The organism is Streptomyces sp. NPDC002467 (assembly GCF_042889825.1).
GTDB lineage: Bacteria > Actinomycetota > Actinomycetes > Streptomycetales > Streptomycetaceae > Streptomyces.
Genome location: NZ_JBIARJ010000018.1, coordinates 125,041 through 145,372 on the forward strand (window position 1 = coordinate 125,041; position 20,332 = coordinate 145,372).

Sequence of the window (20,332 nt, forward strand, 5' to 3'; positions counted from 1 at the left end):
GGGCTTGCGAGGTGGGTTCGAGGCCTTTTCCGGTAACGCGCGGTAACGGGTTTGGGTGACCAGGCTTCATCACTTCGAGTGAAACTCTGGCCCTTGCTTGCGGTCTTCAACCGTCGGTTGCCAGGGTGTGGCTGTCTGTCAACCTGATGGGAGTGGCCAGTGACTTTCGGTGAGCAGCCGGCCTATCTGCGCGTGGCCGGGGATCTGCGACAGAAGATCGTCGACGGTTCCCTGCCCCCGCACGCCCGGCTCCCCTCGCAGGCCCGCATCCGCGAGGAGTACGGGGTCTCCGACACCGTGGCGCTGGAGGCGCGCAAGGTCCTCATGGCGGAGGGCCTGGTCGAGGGCCGGTCCGGGTCCGGTACGTACGTACGCGAACAGCCGGTCCCGCGGCGGGTCGCCCGCTCCGGCTACCGGACGGGCGGCGCGTCGACGCCGTTCCGCCAGGAGCAGGCGGACGCGGGGGCGCGGGGCACGTGGGACTCGAACAGCGAGCAGACGGGCGCGCCGGCGGAGATCGCGAAGCGGCTGGGCATCGAGCCCGGCGAGCGGGTGATGCGGACGCGGTACGTCTTCCGCGACGCGGGGGAGACGATGATGCTGTCCACCTCGTGGGAGCCGCTCGCCGTGACCGGCCGGACCCCGGTGATGCTCCCCGAGGAGGGGCCGCTGGGGGGCTCGGGGGTGGTGGACCGGATGGCCGCGATCGACGTGGTCGTGGACAACGTGGTCGAGGAGGTCGGCGCGCGGCCGGGCCTGGCCGAGGAGATCCAACTGCTGGGGGGAGTCCCCGGGCACGTGGTGCTGGTGATCGGCCGCACGTACTACGCGTCGGGCCGCGCGGTGGAGACCGCGGACGTAGTGGTGCCGGCGGACCGGTACCGGCTGTCGTACCACTTGCCCGTCCGCTGACCCCTGCTGTACGTCGCGCGGCGCCTGGGCGGCTCCGCCGGCGGGGCTCCGCCCCGGACCCCGCGCCTCAAACGCCGGCGGGGCTGAATTTGGTCGCTGCCGTCTGCCAGACGTGGTGAATCGCCCTCCGGGCGATCGGGCCCACCGGCGGACGTCTGGAAGCCGAGGCCGGCCACATCCAGCCCCTCCGGCGTTTGAGGAGCGGGGGCTCGGGGGCCGGCCCCCGACCGCGGCGCCGCACCGGACAGCGGACAGGGGGTTCGGCGGGTGTAACCCACGGGTAATGGCCATGGGTGACGGGGCGTCACATGCCGCCCTTACCGTCCGGCGGTATGACCGACACCGCCACCAGCGCCTCCGCCCCCGCCCCCACGAAAGCGGCCCGCAGTTACGCGAAGCTGGCCGCCGACGAGAGCAGGGAGGACTACTCCCTCAGATACGCGCCCCACTCCTTCCGCCGCTGGGGTCCCGGCACCGTCGCCGGCACCGCCCTCGGCGGGATCGCCTACCTCGCCGACTTCGCCATCGGCGCGTCCATCGTCTTCGCCTACGGATTCACCAGCGGCGCCGCCGCGATCCTGGCCGCCGCCGCGGTCATCTTCCTGACCGGCATCCCGATCGCCCGAGCGTGCGCCACGTACGGCCTGGACATGGACCTCGTCACCCGCGGCGCCGGCTTCGGGTACTTCGGGTCCACCCTGACCTCGCTCATCTACGCCTCGTTCACCTTCATCTTCTTCGCCCTCGAAGGCTCGATCATGGCCCAGGCCATGCACCAGGCGGTCGGCCTCCCGCTGGAGGTCGGCTACCTCCTCACCACCCTCGTGGTGATCCCGATCGTGTTCAAGGGCATGGGCGCGCTCGCCAAGGTGCAGGCCTGGACCCAGCCCGTCTGGCTGATCGGGCTCGTGCTGCCCTTCGTGGTGCTCGCCTTCCACGCGCCCGACGCGTGGGGCGCCTTCGCCGACTTCGGCGGGACGCAGGGCGCCGGGTCCGGGTTCTCGTGGATCGGCTTCGGGTTCGGGACCGGCATCGCGCTCTCCCTCATCGCGCAGATCGGCGAACAGGCCGACTACCTGCGGTTCATGCCCGCCAAGACCCCCGCCAACAGCCGCCGGTGGAACCTCGCCGTGCTCGCCGCCGGACCCGGCTGGGTGATCATCGGCGCCGCCAAGCAGCTCGGCGGGGCGTTCCTCGCCTTCGTCGCCCTCGAAGCGGTCGGCACGACGCACGCCCTGGAACCGATCGCCCCGCAGATCGAGGCCCTGCGCCCCTGGCTCGGCGGCCTCGCGCTGCCCGCCGCCGCGCTCTTCGTGATCGTCTCGCAGATCAAGATCAACGTCACCAACGCCTACAGCGGCTCGCTGTCCTGGTCGAACTTCTTCTCCCGCGTCACCCACCGCCACCCGGGTCGGGTCTGGTACATCTTCCTCAACCTCGGCATCGCGCTGACGCTGATGGAGCTGAACATGTTCGCGATGCTCGGCAAGCTGCTGGGCTTCTACTCCAACGTGGGCATCGCCTGGATCGCCGCGGTCGCCGCGGACCTCGTCATCAACAAGCGGCTCGGACTCAGCCCGCCGTACATCGAGTTCAAGCGCGCGTACCTGTACGCCGTCAACCCGGCGGGTTTCGGCGCGATGGTGATCGCCTCCACCGTCTCGATCCTCGCGTTCTTCGGATTGTTCGGCACGTACGCCGAGGCCTTCTCCACCTTCATCGCGGCCGGGCTGGCCCTCCTGCTGTGCCCGCTGATCGCCTGGATGACCAGGGGGAAGTACTACCTGGCCCGGCCGAACACCGTGAACGGGCCGGACGTGACGGTCGAGGACGTAACCGCCACCCACGTATGCGCCGTCTGCGAGACGGCGTACGAACTCCCCGACATCGCGGACTGCCCCGTGCAGACGGGCCCGATCTGCTCCCTCTGCTGCTCCCTCGACGCGACCTGCGGTGACGTCTGCCGCAAGGGGACGGCGGGTGGCGCGGTGGTGCTGCCGATGCCCTCCGTGCGCCCCGCACGCCCCGTCTGAACCGGCGCGCGCGGCCCACTCGTACACATGGCCGGATGAGTACGCCCGCCAGGTACCTCTTCGTGTAAATCCGTATCCGCTCGGTAAAGGTCGGGCGTAAGCTCGGGCATATGCGCAATGCGGTTTCCCGGGCAGATACGTCGGCGGAGGGTGAAACGCGATGAACGACAGCGGTGCCCTGCTCCCGTGGCTGGTCATACGTCAGGACGACAACGGCAACCGCTACCGGGTGGGCCGGTACCCCACCCGGGCCGAGGCCCAGAAGGTCGCCGACAGCCTCGACGACCGAGGACACAAGCAGCTCTACTGGGTCGAGCGGATCGGTCAGACCGCCACGACGAACTGAGCACGAACCGAGCACCTACCGAGCGGGCGCGTCGGTACATTCGGCGCCGGCATAGGCTCCGCCCATGACTGTACGAGTGGTCGTGGGCGGAGCCCTTTGTCATGAGGGGCGCCTGCTGGCCGCCCGACGCAGCGCGCCGCCGGAGCTCGCCGGACGCTGGGAGCTGCCCGGGGGCAAGGCCGAGCCGGGTGAGTCCGTCCCCGAGGCGCTGGTGCGCGAACTGCGCGAGGAGCTCGGCGTGGAGATCGAGCCGCTGGAGCGGATCCCGGGGGAGTGGCCGCTGAAGCCCGGCCTCGTGCTGCACGTGTGGACGGCCCGGTTGCTCTCCGGGGTGCCCGCGCCGCTGGAGGACCACGACGAACTGCGCTGGCTCGGGCCGGAGGAGCTGGAGTCGGTGGACTGGCTCGACCAGGACCGGCCCGCGGTCGCCGAGGCCGGCCGCCGGCTGCGGGCGTGAACGGGGCCGTGACCGGGGGCGGAACCGGGGTCGTGACCGGGGGCGGGCGCGACGGGGGCGCGTGACGCTCGCGCGCTGGGCCGTCCGCGCCACAGTGCGCCGGTGGGCGGGAGTCGGGTGGTACGACGCCTCGAATATCGGGTATGTCGCTATTAGTCCCTATCTCGTCCCTCTTTCGTCACAGACGAACCGGACTGGGGTCGCTGATGGCCCGGGAAGTGATCGGCGTGATCGACACAGACGGTGAGCGTGCCGAATGGGCCTTCCCCGCCGAGCCCGGTGCCGTCCGCACCGCGCGTCACGTCGTGCGCGGCACCCTCCGGGACTGGGGTCTGGAATCCGTGGGCGACGTGACCGTCCTGCTGGTCAGCGAGCTCGTCACCAACTCCCTGCGGTACGCCTCCGGCCCCATCGGGGTCCGGCTTGTACGGCAGGATCAAGCCGCCGCCGGCCCGGCGGGCGGGCCCGCGCTGCTCGTGGAGGTTTCCGATCCGCTTCCGGATCCGCCCCGGGAACGGGTCGCGCAACCCGATGACGAAGGGGGCCGTGGCCTGCACCTCGTCGCCGTCTCCTCGCAGCGCTGGGGGACCCGTCACGGGAAATCGGGCAAGACCGTGTGGTTCGAGTTGGCTCTTCCTGGTGAGTAACAAGGTGAGATCACGTGACGTGGCTCGAAACTAACGGGACCTTTTTGTGATCGTGAACGCCGTGCCGAGCAGGGCCGTGGTGCTGAATACTGCGGTCATGGCCGGTCCGGTTGCGGTGAGCTGGAGGGGACGGTCGCGTGAGCGAGATACCTGCGCAGGCACATCAGACCAACATGCCTCGCGAGACATGGCACGACGCCCTGTGGCACAGCAGTCCACCTGGCTCGATATATGACTACATAAAGGTCGCATCGTTCTCGATCGGGCCGGACGGGCTGATCGAACAGTGGAGCCTGCGCGCCGAGGAACTCTTCGGGCTGCCCGCTTCCCAGGCGGTCGGCCGGGACCCGGTCGACGCCTTCATGCCGCCCGAGCTCCGGGCCGACGCCCACCGCAGGGTGTCCGAAATCCTCGACGGCAAGGAGTGGACGGGCCTGATCCCGTTCCGGATCCCCGGAGGGGGCGGCGCGCACGGGGTCGCGGAGATCTACGTGATGCCGACCCAGACCGAAACCAACGAGCGGGCCGCGCTGTGCGTCGTCGTCGACGTACGCGCGCTGCGGCGCATCGAATCCGATCTTGCGGCTTCACAGGCGATTTTCGGCCAATCTCCTTTCGGTTTCCTCCTCTTCGGCACCGACCTCACCGTGCAGCGCGCCAACCGCCGCTTCGCCACCGTCTTCGGGGGAGCGGCCGAGGAGCACCGGGGCCGCACCGTCCACGACTACCTGCCCCGCGACGAGGCCGACCGGATGGCCGAAGCGCTGCGCCGGGTCCTGGAGACCGGGGACTCCGTCACCGACCTGCGGATCACCGGAGCCGCCCCCGGCAGCCGCGAGAACCGCCACTGGTCCATCAACCTCTACCGCGTGCACGGCGGCAGCGGCCGACCCATCGGCATCGCCGGCATCGGCACCGACGTCACCCGCCGCCACCTCGCGGCCCGCGAGGCCGCGGGAGTACGCCGCAACCTCGCCCTGCTCAACGAGGCCGGGCACCGCATCGGGAACTCCCTCGACCTGGAGACCACCGCCCGCGAACTCCTCGACGTCACCGTCCCCGGCTTCTGCGACCTGGCCGCCGTCGACCTCTACCAGGCGCTGCTGCTCGGCGACGACGACCGTCCCGCCCGACCGCAGGGCCCCGGTGTGCCCAGCCTGCCCGGGCAGGGGCCGGGCCGCGCCCCGTCCGCGGCGCTGCGCCGGGTCGCCTTCTCCTCCGCGGTCTCGGACGCGCCGCTGTCCGGGCCGGGCTCGCTGGTCTCCGTGGGGGAGATCCACCGCTACCCGGCGGCCTCGCCGGGCGCGCTCGCCCTGCGCACCGCACGGCCCCGGCTGATCGAGGGCGGAGGGCCGGACGACCTCGTCCAGTCCACGCTGGTCGTCCCGCTGGTCGCCCACGACACGGTGGTCGGGCTCGCGCAGTTCTCCCGTACCAAGGGCAGCGAACCCTTCGGCGAACGGGACCGGGCCGTCGCGGTGGAACTCGCCGCACGCGCCGCCGTGTGCATAGACAACGCACGGCTCTACCGGCGCGAGCACGAGCGGGCGTTGATACTCCAGCGCAGCCTGCTGCCCCCCGGCGACCCGGAGGCGGCCGGCCTGGACATCGCCTGCCGCTACCTGCCCGGCAACGCCGCCACCGAGGTCGGCGGGGACTGGTTCGACGTCATCGAACTGCCGGGACACCGCACCGCGCTCGTCGTCGGCGACGTCATGGGCCGCGGCCTGCGGGCCGCCGTCGCTATGGGCGAACTGCGGACCGCCGTGAGGACGCTCGCGCTGCTCGACCTCGAACCGGCGGAGGTGCTCGCCGCGCTCGACGAGATCGCGCGCGGCCTGGGCGCCCCCGGCGGATCCCAGCAGGCCTCCCGGGCGGCCCTGCACTCCCGGGACGCCGACCGCTCCGAGGTGTACCTCGCCACCTGCGTGTACGCCGTGTACGACCCGGTGACCCGGCGCTGCACCATCGCCAACGCGGGCCACATGCCGCCTGTGCTGGTGGAGCCCCCGGACGAGGCCGGCAAGCCGAGGCCGGCGCTGCTGCTGGAAGTGCCGCCGGGCATGCCGCTCGGGGTGGGCGGCGAGCCCTTCGAGGAAGTCGAGGTCGACCTCCCCGAGGGCGCCCTCCTCGCCCTCTACACCGACGGCTTGGTCGAATCCCGCGACCACCCCCTGGAGGAGGGCCTGCGGGGCCTGCGCGAGGCCCTCGCCGACCCGGTCCGCCCGCTGGAGGACGTCTGCGACCACGTCCTGAACACCCTCGACACCCGGCACGGCGAGGACGACATCGCCCTCCTCATGGCCCGGGTGCAGGGTCTGCCGGTGGACGCCGTCGGTGACTGGCAGCTGCCGAGGGAGGCCCGCTCGGTGGGCCGCGCCCGGGAACTGGCCCGGGCGAAACTGCCGGCGTGGGGCCTGGAGGGCCTGCTGGACACCACCGAACTCCTGGTCAGCGAACTCGTCACCAATGCCCTGCGGTACGGAGAGGGCGAGATCAGACTCCGCCTGCTCCTCGACCGCACCCTGGTGTGCGAGGTCTGGGACGCGAACCTGGTCCAACCGAGGCGCCGTCGGGCCCGCGACACGGACGAGGGCGGCCGGGGCCTGCAACTGGTCGGCCTGCTGTCGGCGGGCTGGGGCACGCGGCGGACCCACCGGGGCAAGACGGTGTGGTTCGAGCTGCCGCTGCCCGGTGGGACGGCGGAGGCGGTGGCGGAACTGTCCGCGGAGCAGCTGTTGAACATGTACGGCTGACCGCTACTGCGGGGTGCCACCTGGCAGGTATGAACGGCTGCGCGGGGTGGGGGGGGGGGGGCCCGCCCCCCCCCCCCCGCCCCCCCCCGGCCGGCCCGCGGGGGGCCGCCCGGTGGGGGGGGGGCGCGCGCGCCGCGCGTTTTTTTTCACCCCCCGGGGGGCCCCGGGGGGGGGGGGGGGGGGGCGGGGGCGGGGGGGGGGGGGGGGGGGGGGGCCCCCCCCCCCCCCCCGCGCAGCGGCACCCCCGGGGAGGTCAGGCTGCTCGGCCCTGCTTGAGCGCGGCCAGGCGGCTCTCGATCTCCGAGGTCTTGTCCAGGTCGTCCAAGGCCTCGAACTGCGCGTCCAACGAGGAGGCCGCCAGCTCCTGCTTCCCCAGGGCCATCGCCTCCTCCCGCCGCACCTTCTCCTCGAAGCGGTGCAGATCGCTCGTCGGGTCCATCACGTCGATGTTCTTCACCGCGTCCATCATCGTGTTCTGCGCCTGCGCCGTCCTGGCCCGCGCCACCAGCTCGTCCCGCTTCGCCTGGAGCTCCGACAGCTTGTCCTTCATCGAGTCCAGGCCCGCCTTCAGCTTGTCCACGACCTCCGTCTGGGCGGCGATCGTCGGCTCCGCGGTCTTCGCCTCCTTCTCCGACCGGATCTGCCGCCCCAGCGCCACCTTCGCCAGGTTGTCGAACTTGTCGGCGTCCGCCGCCGCACCCCCGGCCCGCAGTTCGTCGGCCTTCTTGCTCGCCGCGAGGGCCTTGGTGCCCCACTCGGCGGCGGCCTCCACGTCCTCCTTGTGGTCCGCCTCCAGCATCCGGAGGTTGCCGATCGTCGTCGCGACGGCCTGCTCCGCCTCCGAGATGTTGCTCGTGTAGTCGCGGATCAGCTGGTCCAGCATCTTCTGCGGGTCCTCGGCCTGGTCCAGCAGCGCGTTGATGTTGGCCTTGGCGAGCTGCGTGACGCGGCCGAGGATGGTCTGCTTGCTCATCTGGGTTTCTCCTGAACGAGGGTGATGGTCCGTTGGCGGTGTCGAACGCGAGGTCAGAAGCGGCCCCCGCCGCCCATGCGGCCGCGGGTCCCGCCGCCGCCGAAGGAGCCGGGGCCGTTGCCCCCGCCGCCGAAACCCCCGAAGCCGCCGCCTCCGCCGAAGCCGCCGCCGCCCCGCAGGATCTCGCCGAGGATGATTCCGCCGAGCACCGCGCCGCCCTGGCCGCCGCCCCCGCCGGGCCGGCCCGCGTACGGGTCCTGGTACGACCGCACGTCCGCCTCCGCCAGCTCCTGCGCCTGCCGGGCCAGCGAGTCCGCCTGCTGCGCCTCCGCCAGCGCCCCCGCCGGGTCCGACGGGGCCAGGGCCGTGGCCCGCTCCAGGTGCCGTCCCGCCTCCGCCAGCCGGGTGCGGGCCCGGCTGCCGACCGCGCCCCGGGTGGTGGTGACGTAGTCCGTCGCCGCGCCGATCGCACTGCGGGCCGAGAGCATCGCCTGGTCGAGCAGGGCAGCCGCCCGCTGCCGGCCCGACTCCCGCTCCCGCGCCCCGGCCAGGGCCGCGTCGAGGGCCGCGTCGGCCTCCTCGATCCGGCGCAGCGCGTCGATCGGGTCGTACCGGCCGGCCTCCTGCTCCTTGTGCACGTCTGCCAGTACGGCCTCCGCCCGGCCGATCCGGCCGCGCAGGTCGGCCGTGGACGTGCCCTCCGCGGTCCCGGACAGCAGCCCGCGCGCGTCCGCGAGGTCGGTCTCCGTCTCGCTCAGCGCGCCCGGTAGCTTCCCCGCCGCCTCCGCCAGCTCCTGCGCCCGCCGCTCGACCGCGTCGACGAGGGTCGCCGCCTGGTCGACCGCACCCTCGGCGGCCCGTACGTGCACGGCCGCCTTGCCGTTGTCGCCCGCGTCGAGGGCCGCGTGGGCCAGGCCCAGGTTGGTCGCCGCGAACACCTGCCGGTCCTTGGCCTGTTCGGCGTTGGAGGCCACGGGCGCGGACGCCGAGTCCGCGTACCGGCGGGTCAGCGCGGTCAGCGTCGCCTCGGCGGTGACGGTGCGCCCGGTCAGGTTCAGATAGTGCTCCTCCACCGTCGCCAGGGCCTGCGGGGCGTTCTTCTCCAGGTCCCGCAGCCGGTCGAAGTCCGCCGACTCGGCGTCCAGCCGCCGGTTCGCCTCGGTGCAGCGGGCGACGATCTCGTCGAGCATCCGGCGCCGGGTCGCGTCGTCCTCCGGGTACGCGTCGTCGAGCTGCTGGCGCAGCCGGAAGGCACTGGTCAGCTCGCCCTTCGCGTACTCCACGGCCTGCGTGAACGGGCCGACCGCCTCGTCGCCGAACTGGGCCGAGGCGAAGCCGAGTTCCTCGGTGCTCGTACGGACCGCGTCGTCGGTCTCCACCAGCAGCGCCTTGGCCCGGGCGTCCAGTTCCGGCAGCGGGAGCCGGTCCGGCGCACCCTCGGGCCAGCCCGGCCCGGTCGTCGTCCCCCGGCCCGCCTGGCCCGAGGCGCCGCGCTTGCGGCGGGTGTACGCGTACACCCCGAGCGCGCCGGCCGCGCCGACCACGACCACCGGGAGCACGAAGTCCCCGGCGCCGCTCGCGCCGCTCTCCCCGCCCCCGCCGGGATCGGCGGGGCCGGGGGTGATGGTCGGCGCCGGTACGGGCTGCCCGCCGAGGACCGCGTCGTAACCGTTCGCCGCGCCGATCGCCGCGCCCGCCCAGTCGTTCTGCCTCAGCGGCGGCTCGATGGCGGTCCGCGCCACCTCCGCGAGCTGCTGCTCGGTGAAACCGGAGTCGAGGGCGGCCGAGTAGGCGTACTGGCGGGCCCCGGTGGCCACGGCCAGCAGGACGTCGTCCTGGCCGAGGCCGTTCTTCTCGGCGGTGGCGTCGGCCCAGCTCTGCGCGGAGCGCCCGGAGAAGTCGTGCACGTAGGTGACGAAGAGCTGGATCTTCCGGTTCGCGTACAGCTTGTCCAGCGCCGCGGTCACGGCCGCCTTCCGGTCGCCCAGCGCGCCGACGCGGTCGGTGATCTGCCCCTGCTGCGCAAGGGTGACGGGATCCTCCGCCCGCGCGGCCGGAGCCCGCACCACGCCCCAGCCGCCGAGGGCCAGCAGCGCGGCGGCCAGGGCGAGCAGGGCCCGTACGGATATCTCGCTGGTCGGCGTGGTCTTGGGCTTGCTCTTCGGCGGGATCACATTTGGGAGCGTATGGGCGGTTCACCCCGTCCGCACCCGGAGTCAGGGCAGGGCGACCGCCGTCAGCGCGGGCAGCGGCAGGACGAGGCTGTCCCCGTGCAGGACCGCGTTCCGGGTTCCGATGGCCGGGTGTTCCCAGCGCCAACACGGTTCGCCCGTGTGGAGGTCCAGCGCGGTCACGAACGGCTCCTCGGAGCCGCGGAGCAGGCGCCGGCCGCCGACCGCGCACTTCACGTACAGCAGCCCCGCCCGGATGCCGAGCAGTTCGAGGGGGCACGTCCAGGAGTCGTACCGGAGGGTGACCCGGCGCTGCCAGAGCGCCCGGCCGGTCTCGGCCTCGATGGCGTACACCGCGGCCCCCGGCATGTTCTTGTCCGTCCCGGCCGCGTACACCACCCTGGGCGTGACCAGCAGCTCCGGCGCGGGCACCCCGACGTCGGTGGCCCACAACTGCCGGCCCGTGCCCTGGTGCAGGGCGCGCACCGACCGCCCGGACACCACGTGCACCGGACCGACGGGAACGGACGGGCCCGCCGGAGCCACGGCGGGGTCCGCGCCCGGCCGCCCCGACCACACGAAGGCGCCGGTCGACAGCTGCAGGCCCGTCAGCCGTTCCCGCTCCGCGAGCACCAGGCCGTCCGGGCCCACGGCCGGCGAAAGCGAACCGTCGTACGGACCGGAGCGGCGCCAGACCTCCTCCCCGGACGCCACGCTCAGGGCCGTCACCGCCTTCCGGCCCCCGTAGAGGACCAGCCCCCCGGTCACCGAGAACGGCGAGGGCGCGTCCCGGCCCCCCGCCCTCGCCGGGTGCGGGTCCAAGGCCTTCTCGCCGGGCAGGTCCCGCCACCACAGCACCCGGCCGGTGAGCGGCTCCCGCGCCAGCAGCCGTACGCCCGGCCCGTTCCGGGACTCCACCGCGACACAGACCGCGCCCCCATCGGGGTCCGCGGCCAGGGCCACCGTCCTCGGCCCGTCCGGGAGCGCCCCCGGAACCCCCGCGTCGGCTTCCGCGATCCACAGGGTCGCCCCGTTCCCGACCCGTACGCAGCCCACCCGGTCTCCGGCCAGCCAGGCCACGTTCGCGCCGGCGCGGCGGACGGAATCCGGCCTCGCGGGCGTTGACCACCGGGGCACCCCGGACAGGCCGTCCGTCCGGGGGTTCACCGGCAGCGGCGCGTCGGCGCCCTCCGCGCTCACCGGCCTGTGGTCCGGCGGGGTGCCGGGATCGGCGGTCGGGCCGGGGAGCCACGGCGTCCGTTCGTCGTCCACGCACCGCAGGGCGATCCAGGCCAGGGCGAACGCCCGTTCGGGACCGGCGGGGTGACGGGACCGCGCCTCGGCGGCCTGCTCCCGCGCGGTCGCCGGGTCCAGCGCCACCCGAGGTCCCCGGTCCAGGCTCCAGCGGGCTTCGGCCAGGGCTCGGAGCAGTTCGTCGGCATCCCCGTCGCCCACGGGCACCGGATCCGGGCGCAGCAGACCCTCCGCCTGGCCGCGCAGCCGCTCGGCCCGGACGGGCTGTCCCTGCGCGGCGAGCCCGGTCGCCTCCTCCCGCAGCGCGGCGGCCCGCTCCCGCAAGGCGTGGGCCGCGGCCCGCTCCGCGGAGCCGAGCAGATCGGCGGCGTCCTGCGCGTCCCCGGCCAGGGCCCTGGCCTCCGCCAGCCCGGCCAGGGCGAGGACGCGCATGCCGGGCTCCCCGAGCTGTCCGGCGCGCCGCAGGGCCGCGGGCAGGTCCCGGGAGCCGATTTCCTTGACGACCTGCGCCTCGACGAACGCGCGCGAAGGGGCGTCTTCGATCCGGTCCAGGTAGAGATCCACGGGCCCGGAGTCCGTGCGGGCCGCGGCCAGGGCCGCCAAGGCCCAGGCCGTGTCCGCGAGGTCCCCGTCCGACAACTCCAGGGCCAAGTGGGCGCCGCGCTCCGGGGCGACCACCGCCAGGTCGGGGGCCACGGCCCTCAGTGCCTGCTCGCGGTTCGAACCGAACACCGTGAACAGCGCCTGCTCGGCCTCGACGGTCAGCCGCTCGGCGCGCGCGGGGGCGTGTTCCGAGAGCTCGGCGGCCAGTTCGGCCAGCAGCGGAGCGATCCTGGCCCCGTCGCCCCCGCCCGCCGTCCAGGCGTGCGCCTCGGCGGCGGCCAGCAGCCGCCCCGCCAGCCCGGCGTCGAAGCGCGCGGCGGCGTCCGCGGCGGCGGTCAGGGCCCGCACGTGCGGCTCCGCCCCGCCGGTGGCGGCCCCGAGCGTCTCCTCCACCTCGCGCAGCAGTTCCCGTACGAACTTCCAGGGCGACTCCTCGCCCTGCGGGGCCGGGTCGACCAGCGTGGGCACGTACGCGGGAGCGGCTCCCGCCCCCACGAGCCCCCGCAGCGCCTTGGCCGCAGCCTCGGCCGACTCCGGCCGGTCCGCGGGGGCCTTCGCCAGCAGGGCCGTGAGCAGCCCGCCCAGCGCGGGGGAAATCCCCAGATCGGGCGGGGTGTCCTCGACGTGCCGGCGCAGCAGGACGTACAACGGCTCCTCCACGCCGAACGGCGGGCCCCCGCTCAGCAGCGCGTACAGCACGCACCCCAGCGCGTACAGATCGCACCGGGCGTCGACGTGCCGGCCCAGCACCTGCTCGGGGGCCATGTACGCGGGGGTGCCGAACACCCGGCCGGTGGCCGTCAGTCCCGCTGTGGCGTCCGCGGAATGCGCGATGCCGAAGTCGCAGACCTTGACGCGGTCGCCGGGCAGCAGGAAGAGGTTCGCGGGCTTCAGGTCCCGGTGGACGACCGACTGTTCGTGCGCGGCCGCGAGGGCCTCCGCGGTCTGGGCTGCCAGGTCCAGCGCGGTGTCGACCGGCAGCCCGGCCCGCTCGCGGGCCAGCACCGTCCCGAGGTCCTCGCCGGAGAGCAGCTCCATCACGATGAAGCGCCGCCCGTCCTCCTGCCCCACGTCGTGCACCACCGTGATGCCCGGGTGCTGGAGCCGGGCCCCGATGGTCGCCTCGCGAAGGAACCGGGCGACGGCCTCCTCGCCCGTCACCGCCTCCAGCAGCACCTTGACCGCCACGGACCGGTCCAGCCGCACGTCATGGGCGCGCCAGACCTCGCCCATCCCGCCCTGTCCGAGCCGCCGGTCCAGCCGGTAGCGGTCGGCCAGCCGATCCCCCACACGCACGCGAAACCCCCTGACGTCACGTCGATCGACGGTCACCCAGGGGGCATTGTGTACCGCGCGCGGACTACTGCGGGTCGGAACGCCGCCGGATCCTGCTTCCGAGCCACACCAGCGGGTCGTACTTGCGGTCCACCGCCCGCTCCTTCAGCGGGATCAGCGCGTTGTCGGTGATCTTGATGCCCTCGGGGCAGACCTCCGTACAGCACTTGGTGATGTTGCAGTAGCCGAGCCCGTGTTCCTCCTGCGCGGTGCGCTTGCGGTCCAGGCCCGCCTCCGCCGCCGCGTCCAGGGGGTGCATGTCCAGCTCCGCCACCCGCATCAGGAAGCGCGGACCGGCGAAGGCGGGCTTGTTCTCCTCGTGGTCACGCACCACGTGGCAGGTGTCCTGGCACAGGAAGCACTCGATGCACTTGCGGAACTCCTGCGAGCGCTCCACGTCGATCTGCTGCATCCGGTACGCGCCCGGGGCCACCCCCTCCGGCGGCACGAAGGCCGGCACCTCCCGGGCCTTGCGGTAGTTGAAGGACACGTCCGTGACCAGGTCGCGGACGACCGGGAAGGCGCGCAGCGGGGTGATCGTGATCGTCTCGGACCGCTCGAAGGTCGACATGCGCGTCATGCACATCAGCCGCGGTCGGCCGTTGATCTCCGCGCTGCACGAGCCGCACTTGCCGGCCTTGCAGTTCCAGCGCACCGCGAGGTCCGAGGCCTGGGTGGCCTGCAGCCGGTGGACGATGTCCAGCACCACCTCCCCGTCGTGCACCTCGACGGTGAAGTCCCGTAGTTCCCCGCCCTCCGCGTCGCCCCGCCAGACCCGGAAGCTCGCGTCGTACGTACTCATTCGGAGAGCTCCTCTTCGGCGAGGTACTTGGCCAGCTCTTCCTTCTCGAAGAGCCCGAGCAGGTCGGGACGGATGGGCTCGGTGCGCACCCGGGTGAGCTCGATCCGGTCGGCGGCCGGGTCCCCGGACACCGGGTCGACCGGGCGGCACAGCAGGTTCACCGGGCGCCAACTCCGCTCCATCGTCGGGCAGTCCTCGCGGGTGTGCCCGCCCCGGCTCTCGGTGCGTTCCAGGGCGGCGCGGGCCACGCACTCGCTGACCAGCAGCATGTTGCGCAGGTCTAGGGCGAGGTGCCAGCCCGGGTTGAACTGCCGGTGCCCCTCCACCCCGGCCCGGGAGGCCCGCTCGCGCAGGCCCGCCAGCTTCTCCAGGGCCTCGGACATCTCGCCCGCCCGGCGGATGATGCCGACCAGGTCGTTCATGGTCGTCTGGAGTTCCTGGTGGAGCGTGTACGGGTTCTCCGCGCCGTCGGCGGCGTGGAACGGGGCCAGCGCCTCCGCGGCCGCCGCGTCGATGCCCTCCTGGGAGACGGCGGGGCGGGCGCCTGCGGCGGTCGCGGCGTGCTCCGCCGCGTGCAGCCCCGCCCGGCGGCCGAAGACCAGCAGGTCGGACAGGGAGTTGCCGCCGAGCCGGTTCGAGCCGTGCATCCCGCCGGCGACCTCGCCCGCCGCGAAGAGACCGGGCACGCCGAGGGTGGCGGCGGTCTCGGAGTCGACGGCGATCCCGCCCATCACGTAGTGGCAGGTCGGGCCGACCTCCATCGGCTCCGCCGTGATGTCCACGTCCGCCAGCTCCTTGAACTGGTGGTACATGGAGGGCAGCCGCCGCTTGATCTTCTCGGCCGGCATCCGCGTCGACACGTCGAGGAAGACACCGCCGTGCGGGGAGCCGCGGCCGGCCTTCACCTCCGAGTTGATGGCCCGCGCCACCTCGTCGCGCGGCAGCAGCTCGGGCGGACGCCGGTTGTGGTCCGGGTCCTCGTACCAGCGGTCGCCCTCCTCCTCCGACTCCGCGTACTTCTCCTTGAACACGTCGGGGACGTAGTCGAACATGAACCGCTTGCCCTCGGAGTTGCGCAGCACTCCGCCGTCACCACGGACGGATTCCGTGACGAGGATGCCCTTCACGGAGGGCGGCCAGACCATGCCCGTGGGGTGGAACTGCACGAACTCCATGTTCAGCAGGGGCGCGCCCGCGAGCAGGGCCAGCGCGTGGCCGTCGCCGGTGTACTCCCAGGAGTTCGAGGTGGTCTTGAAGGACTTGCCGATCCCGCCCGTGGCCAGGACCACCGCGGGGGCCTCCAGCACGAAGAAGCGGCCGGACTCGCGCTCGTAGCAGAAGGTCCCCGAGACCCTCTGCCCGTCTTTGAGCACCCGTGTCACCGTGCACTCCTGGAAGACCTTGAGCCGGGCCTCGTAGTCCCCGTACTCCTTGAAGTCCTCCTGCTGGAGCTGGACGATCTTCTGCTGGAGGGTGCGGATCAGCTCCAGGCCCGTACGGTCGCCCACGTGCGCGAGGCGCGGGTACTCGTGCCCGCCGAAGTTGCGCTGGGAGATCTTCCCGTCGGGCGTGCGGTCGAAGAGCGCGCCCCAGGTCTCCAGCTCCCAGACCCGGTCCGGGGCCTCCTTCGCGTGCAGCTCGGCCATCCGCCACTGGTTGAGGAACTTGCCCCCGCGCATGGTGTCGCGGAAGTGCACCTGCCAGTTGTCGTGCTCGTTGACGTTGGCCATGGAGGCGGCGATCCCGCCCTCCGCCATCACCGTGTGGGCCTTGCCGAACAGGGACTTGCAGATCACGGCCGTACGGGCGCCCCGCTCGCGCGCCTCGATCGCGGCCCGCAGCCCGGCGCCACCCGCGCCGACCACGACCACGTCCCACTGCTGCCGTTCCACTTGAGCCATGTCAGAAAAACCTCGGGTCTGTGAAGGCGCCGGTGGCGAGCAGGTACACGTAGAAGTCGCACAGGGCCACGCTGATCAGCGAGGCCCACGCGAGCTGCATGTGGCGGGTGTTGAGCCGGCTGACCCAGCCCCACAGCCGGTAGCGCACCGGGTGCTTGGAGAAGTGCTTGAGGCGGCCGCCCATGATGTGCCGGCAGGAGTGGCAGGACAGCGTGTAGGCCCAGATCAGCGTGATGTTGACCAGGAACAGCACGGTTCCGAGGCCCATGTGGCCCCACTCGTGGTCCTCGTCGCGGAAGGTCAGCGCGGTGTCGTAGGTGAGGATGCCCGCGACCGGGAGCGCCGTGTAGAAGAAGTAGCGGTGCGCGTTCTGGAGGATCAGCGGGAAGCGGGTCTCGCCCGTGTACGTCGCGTGCGGTTCGGCGACGGCGCAGGCCGGTGGCGATGCCCAGAAGCCCCGGTAGTAGGCCTTGCGGTAGTAGTAGCAGGTCAGCCGGAAGCCGAGCGGGAAGATCAGGATCAGCAGGGCGGGGGAGAGGACCCACCAGCTGCCGAAGAGGTCCCAGTTCGGGCCGCCGCTCATCTCCTGGCAGTTCTCCGCGAGACACGGGGAGTAGAAGGGGGAGACGTACGGGGCCGCGTAGTAGTCGGCGTTCGAGAAGGCCCGCCACGTCGAGTAGACGATGAAGGCGAGCAGCCCGGCCGCGGTGCCGGCGGGGGCCAGCCACCACCGGTCGGTGCGCAGGTGCCGGGCAGAGATCGCGGCCCGCGAGGCGTCGTGGACGCCGGCGGGCCGCCGCTGCTGGGGTGGTTCCGTGCCTGTGGCCAAGGGTGACTCCGGGTGGAGTGATGAGGGGTGGCCCAGGAGGCCCGGCCGCGGGGCGGCCGGGCCAGATGGGGTGTGCGGGGGATGCGGATGGTCAGGGGGCGCGGCGGTCGCGGGCGCCGAGGCCCTCGTCGTCGACGTCCTGCCACAGGGTGGCGTCGTACGGTGTGTCCGGGACCGTCACCATGCGGGACGGGTCCGGAGCGGCCGCCGGCGTCGAGCTCCCGGGCTTCTGGCGCCGGGCCTGCTGTTCGAGCTGCTCGACCTTGCGCGTCAGCTCGTCCAGGTTGCGTCGTACGGCGGTCAGATCGTCTTGCAGGGACATGATGTGACCTCACTTCCGCAGAGTGCGGTGGCAATGGCAACGCTCATGTGCGCCTGCGAGTGTCGCGCTTCGCGTCCCCGGTTGTGAAGGGACGTGCAGCGATTGCGGGCGCGCAGGCGTGAACTGTGCGCCCCTCCCTGCACCCCATTCTCATCCCTCTGCCGGGGGAACGCTCCTCCGGCGCGCAAACCGCATTGGTCCGCACGGGTGGGGTTCGCGGCGTGGCGAGGGGCCGGTGCGAGGGGTGCGGCGGGATGTCGATTTCAGTGGTTTTCGGCAACCGGTGTGATCAGCTCCATATACCGCCGAACGTGATCATGCGTCCCCCCACGTCCCGCCCCCGGAGGTACCACCCATGTCCCAGAGAAGGCGCAGGTCCTTGGCGCTGCTGACCTCGGGAGTCCTCGCGCTGCCGCTGCTCGCGGGCTGCGGTGCGGGTGACGACGAGGGCGGCCCGGCCGCCGCCGGACAGGACATCGCCGCGACCAAGCGCGACCAGGTCGCCGACGGCGGAACCCTGCGCTGGGCGGTGGACCGAATCCCGGACACCCTGAACTCCTTCCAGGCCGATGCCGACGCCACCACCAACCGGATCGCCGGTGCGGTGCTGCCGCAGCTGTTCGTCCTGGACGCCAGGGGGCGTCCGGTGGCCAATCCCGACTACCTGGAGAAGGCCGAGGTCGTCGAGCGGGAGCCCAAGCAGGTCGTCCTGTACAAGCTGAACCAGCAGGCGGTGTGGAGCGACGGCCGCGAGATCGGCGCGGCGGACTTCGTGGCGCAGTGGCGGGCCCTGAACGGCAAGGACTCGGCGTACTGGACCGCCCGCAACGCCGGCTACGAGCGGATCGAGAAGATCGAACGGGGCAAGACCGACCTGGAGGTCAAGGTCACCTTCGTCAAGCCGTACGCGGACTGGCGTTCCCTGTTCACCCCGCTCTACCCCAAGCAGGTCACGGGCACCCCGGACGCCTTCAACGAGAGCGCCCGGGGCACGCTCAAGGCGACCGCCGGGCCCTTCTCGCTGGGCGCGGTCGACAAGAAGACGGGCACGGTGGCCCTGACCCGCAACCCGCGCTGGTGGGGAGCCCCGACCAAGCTGGACTCCCTGGTGCTGACGGCCGTGCCCCGGGCGGACCGGCCGGCGGCGCTGGCCGAGGGCAAGCTCGACCTGGCCGAGATCGACCGGGCGGGCGCCGACCGGATCGCCTTGGCGCAGAAGGAGGCCGCCGCCAAGGAGGCGGCGGGCAAGGCCGGCTCCGGCAAGGGCGCCCCGGCCGAGGGCGCCCCGGCCGAGGGGGCCGCCGCCGAGACCGGCGCGGGCGGGGCGCCGGCGCACGGCCCGGCCGCGGCGCTGACCCCGGCGCAGGCCACCCTGTCGTGGGCGAACGCCTTCGGCGCGGACGAGACCAAGGCCGCGGCCGAGAAGGAGAACCGTCAGAAGCACGCCGAGGCGGTGAAACGGTACGCCGGTGAGCAGACGGCCCTGCGGGCCTTCACGGTCCGCAAGTCCCTGGAGCCCGCCTACACGCAGCTCGCCATGAACGGTGCCTCCGGCCCGCTCGCCGACGAGCGGGTGCGTCGGGCGGTCGCCCGGGCCCTGGACCGCAAGCAGATCGCCGAGCTCGTGCTGAAGCCGCTCGGCCTGCCCGCGAAGCCGGTGGGCAGCCACGTGGCGCTGGCCGGGCAGCAGGCGTACGAGGACAACAGCGACTCCCTCGGCGGCCTGGACACCAAGGCCTCCCAGGCCCTGCTCGCGGACGCCGGCTGGCGCCTCGGCGGGAAGATCACCGAGCCGGCCGGCGCCAAGGCCGGCCCGGAGAGCGAGAAGCAGGACGACTCCAAGACCCCGTCGACCGCCTCGGCCCCCTCGAACGCCTCGGGCCCGGGCACCGGCAACGACGGCCTCTACATCGTGGGCCAGGACGACAAGAACGACGGCGAGCTCCACTCGGCCGCCTCCGACCTGCGGGCGGTGACCACCTCCGCCGCCCGCCGGGAGCACCAGGGCACGCTCGGCAGCCGCCCCGAGGGCCCCGAGGGCCACAGCGGCGACGGAGCCCTGGCCGAGGGCGCGGCCGCGTACGGCCCCGACGGGGAGATCGTCGACGCCGACGTCTTCGCCCGGGATGCGTCCGGGGTCCGGCCCTCCCCGGTGCTGGCCCCCGCCCCCTTCCGGGCCCAGCAGGAGAAGTCCCTGCTCGCCCAGGCCGCCGGGATCACCGCCGTCGAGGACGGCAAGCGCAGCCCGGCCCGTGACGTGGAAGCCGCCGAGCCCCCGGCCCAGGGCTCCCCGGCCCCGGCCAAGCAGGCCGCCCGCAATTCCGGCTCCGTGCTGGCCAAGGACGGCAAGCCGCTGACCCTGCGCTTCGTGGTCCCGGCGGGCGCCGGCTCGGAGTCCCTGCGCGCGGTCGGCGAGCGGATCTCCCAGGAGCTCCGGAAGATCGGCGTGAACACCGAGATCACCAAGGTCGCCGACGAGAGCTTCTTCAAGGACCACATCGCGTCCGGCCAGTACGACCTGGCCCTCTACTCGTGGCCGGCCACCGCCTACCCCGCCACCGACGCCCGTCCCATCTTCGCCAAGCCGGAGCCGGCCGCGGACGGCTCGCTGCTCGTCGAACAGAACTACACCCGGGTCGGCACCGACCAGATCGACCAGCTCTTCGACCAGGCGCTCGGTTCCCTGAACGAGGACGAGTCCCGCGACCTGATCCGCAAGGCGGACGCCCGGATCTGGGCCGCGGCCGGCTCCATCCCGCTCTACCAGCGCCCCGAGCTGGTGGCGGCCAAGCCGGGCCTGGTCAACGCGGGTGCCTTCGGCCTCGGCGCCCCCCGCTTCCAGGACATCGGCTGGAAGAAGCCGCCGACCGCGAAGGACAAGAAGAAGTAGCCCGGACCGCGACTCCCGGGCCCGCGAAGCCCGGCCCAAGAAGTGGTGACAAAAAGGTGCCTGTCCGGTTGACCGGAGGGTCGGAAGCTCAGATGTGACTC

The 20,332-nt window shown here is 72.9% G+C and carries 14 protein-coding genes; 7 read left to right on the forward strand and 7 right to left on the reverse strand.

Annotated elements, in window-relative coordinates; translation table 11 throughout:
* Positions 1-159: 159 nt before the first annotated feature.
* From ACFYYJ_RS31405 to ACFYYJ_RS31430, 6 genes are all read left to right on the forward strand, one after another.
* Complete coding sequence (locus ACFYYJ_RS31405; protein ID WP_385126043.1) at positions 160-912, forward strand: GntR family transcriptional regulator; 753 nt, start codon at positions 160-162, stop codon at positions 910-912.
* Between the two features lie 332 nt (positions 913-1,244).
* On the forward strand, positions 1,245-2,945 hold the full coding sequence (locus ACFYYJ_RS31410) for a purine-cytosine permease family protein (protein ID WP_389137457.1): 1,701 nt from the start codon (positions 1,245-1,247) through the stop codon (positions 2,943-2,945).
* 160 nt (positions 2,946-3,105) lie between these two features.
* Positions 3,106-3,291 carry an SPOR domain-containing protein gene (locus tag ACFYYJ_RS31415; RefSeq protein ID WP_360900784.1) on the forward strand — a complete coding sequence of 62 codons (186 nt, stop codon included), beginning with the start codon at positions 3,106-3,108 and terminating at the stop codon, positions 3,289-3,291.
* Between the two features lie 64 nt (positions 3,292-3,355).
* Entirely contained in the window at positions 3,356-3,748 is a 393-nt protein-coding gene (locus ACFYYJ_RS31420; RefSeq protein WP_385126045.1) for a (deoxy)nucleoside triphosphate pyrophosphohydrolase, read from the forward strand.
* Between the two features lie 218 nt (positions 3,749-3,966).
* Positions 3,967-4,395: an ATP-binding protein gene (locus ACFYYJ_RS31425; protein ID WP_385126088.1), complete on the forward strand. Its 429-nt coding sequence runs from the start codon at positions 3,967-3,969 to the stop codon at positions 4,393-4,395.
* 137 nt (positions 4,396-4,532) lie between these two features.
* A complete protein-coding gene (locus ACFYYJ_RS31430; protein ID WP_385126046.1) occupies positions 4,533-7,151 on the forward strand; it encodes a SpoIIE family protein phosphatase in 2,619 nt (872 codons plus the stop codon).
* Between the two features lie 253 nt (positions 7,152-7,404).
* Here ACFYYJ_RS31430 and ACFYYJ_RS31435 read toward each other — a convergent pair whose 3' ends face one another.
* The 7 genes from ACFYYJ_RS31435 to ACFYYJ_RS31465 all read right to left on the reverse strand — a co-directional run bounded on the left by ACFYYJ_RS31435 (position 7,405) and on the right by ACFYYJ_RS31465 (position 17,341).
* Entirely contained in the window at positions 7,405-8,124 is a 720-nt protein-coding gene (locus ACFYYJ_RS31435) for a PspA/IM30 family protein (RefSeq protein ID WP_385126047.1), read from the reverse strand.
* A 53-nt stretch (positions 8,125-8,177) separates the two neighbouring features.
* A complete protein-coding gene (locus ACFYYJ_RS31440) occupies positions 8,178-10,253 on the reverse strand; it encodes a TPM domain-containing protein (protein WP_389137526.1) in 2,076 nt (691 codons plus the stop codon).
* A gap of 87 nt (positions 10,254-10,340) precedes the next feature.
* On the reverse strand, positions 10,341-13,448 hold the full coding sequence (locus ACFYYJ_RS31445) for a protein kinase (protein WP_389137462.1): 3,108 nt from the start codon (positions 13,446-13,448) through the stop codon (positions 10,341-10,343).
* 64 nt (positions 13,449-13,512) lie between these two features.
* A complete protein-coding gene (locus tag ACFYYJ_RS31450; RefSeq protein ID WP_384744428.1) occupies positions 13,513-14,289 on the reverse strand; it encodes a succinate dehydrogenase/fumarate reductase iron-sulfur subunit in 777 nt (258 codons plus the stop codon).
* Entirely contained in the window at positions 14,286-16,190 is a 1,905-nt protein-coding gene (locus ACFYYJ_RS31455; RefSeq protein ID WP_389137464.1) for a fumarate reductase/succinate dehydrogenase flavoprotein subunit, read from the reverse strand. The genes ACFYYJ_RS31450 and ACFYYJ_RS31455 overlap by 4 nt, the downstream gene beginning before the upstream one ends.
* 1 nt (position 16,191) lies before the next feature.
* On the reverse strand, positions 16,192-17,019 hold the full coding sequence (locus tag ACFYYJ_RS31460) for a hypothetical protein (RefSeq protein ID WP_389137466.1): 828 nt from the start codon (positions 17,017-17,019) through the stop codon (positions 16,192-16,194).
* 91 nt (positions 17,020-17,110) lie between these two features.
* On the reverse strand, positions 17,111-17,341 hold the full coding sequence (locus ACFYYJ_RS31465; RefSeq protein ID WP_376659823.1) for a hypothetical protein: 231 nt from the start codon (positions 17,339-17,341) through the stop codon (positions 17,111-17,113).
* 355 nt (positions 17,342-17,696) lie between these two features.
* Between ACFYYJ_RS31465 and ACFYYJ_RS31470 the strand changes: the two genes are divergently transcribed.
* Positions 17,697-20,231: an ABC transporter family substrate-binding protein gene (locus tag ACFYYJ_RS31470; protein WP_389137468.1), complete on the forward strand. Its 2,535-nt coding sequence runs from the start codon at positions 17,697-17,699 to the stop codon at positions 20,229-20,231.
* Positions 20,232-20,332 lie beyond the last annotated feature (101 nt).

Coding starts and splice junctions, on each gene's coding strand:
- ACFYYJ_RS31410 (WP_389137457.1), top strand. CDS start 1,245: ATGACCGACACCGCCACCAGCGCCTCCGCCCCCGCCCCCACGAAAGCG.
- ACFYYJ_RS31415 (WP_360900784.1), top strand. CDS start 3,106: ATGAACGACAGCGGTGCCCTGCTCCCGTGGCTGGTCATACGTCAGGAC.
- ACFYYJ_RS31420 (WP_385126045.1), top strand. CDS start 3,356: ATGACTGTACGAGTGGTCGTGGGCGGAGCCCTTTGTCATGAGGGGCGC.
- ACFYYJ_RS31435 (WP_385126047.1), bottom strand. CDS start 8,124: ATGAGCAAGCAGACCATCCTCGGCCGCGTCACGCAGCTCGCCAAGGCC.
- ACFYYJ_RS31450 (WP_384744428.1), bottom strand. CDS start 14,289: ATGAGTACGTACGACGCGAGCTTCCGGGTCTGGCGGGGCGACGCGGAG.
- ACFYYJ_RS31455 (WP_389137464.1), bottom strand. CDS start 16,190: ATGGCTCAAGTGGAACGGCAGCAGTGGGACGTGGTCGTGGTCGGCGCG.
- ACFYYJ_RS31465 (WP_376659823.1), bottom strand. CDS start 17,341: ATGTCCCTGCAAGACGATCTGACCGCCGTACGACGCAACCTGGACGAG.
- ACFYYJ_RS31470 (WP_389137468.1), top strand. CDS start 17,697: ATGTCCCAGAGAAGGCGCAGGTCCTTGGCGCTGCTGACCTCGGGAGTC.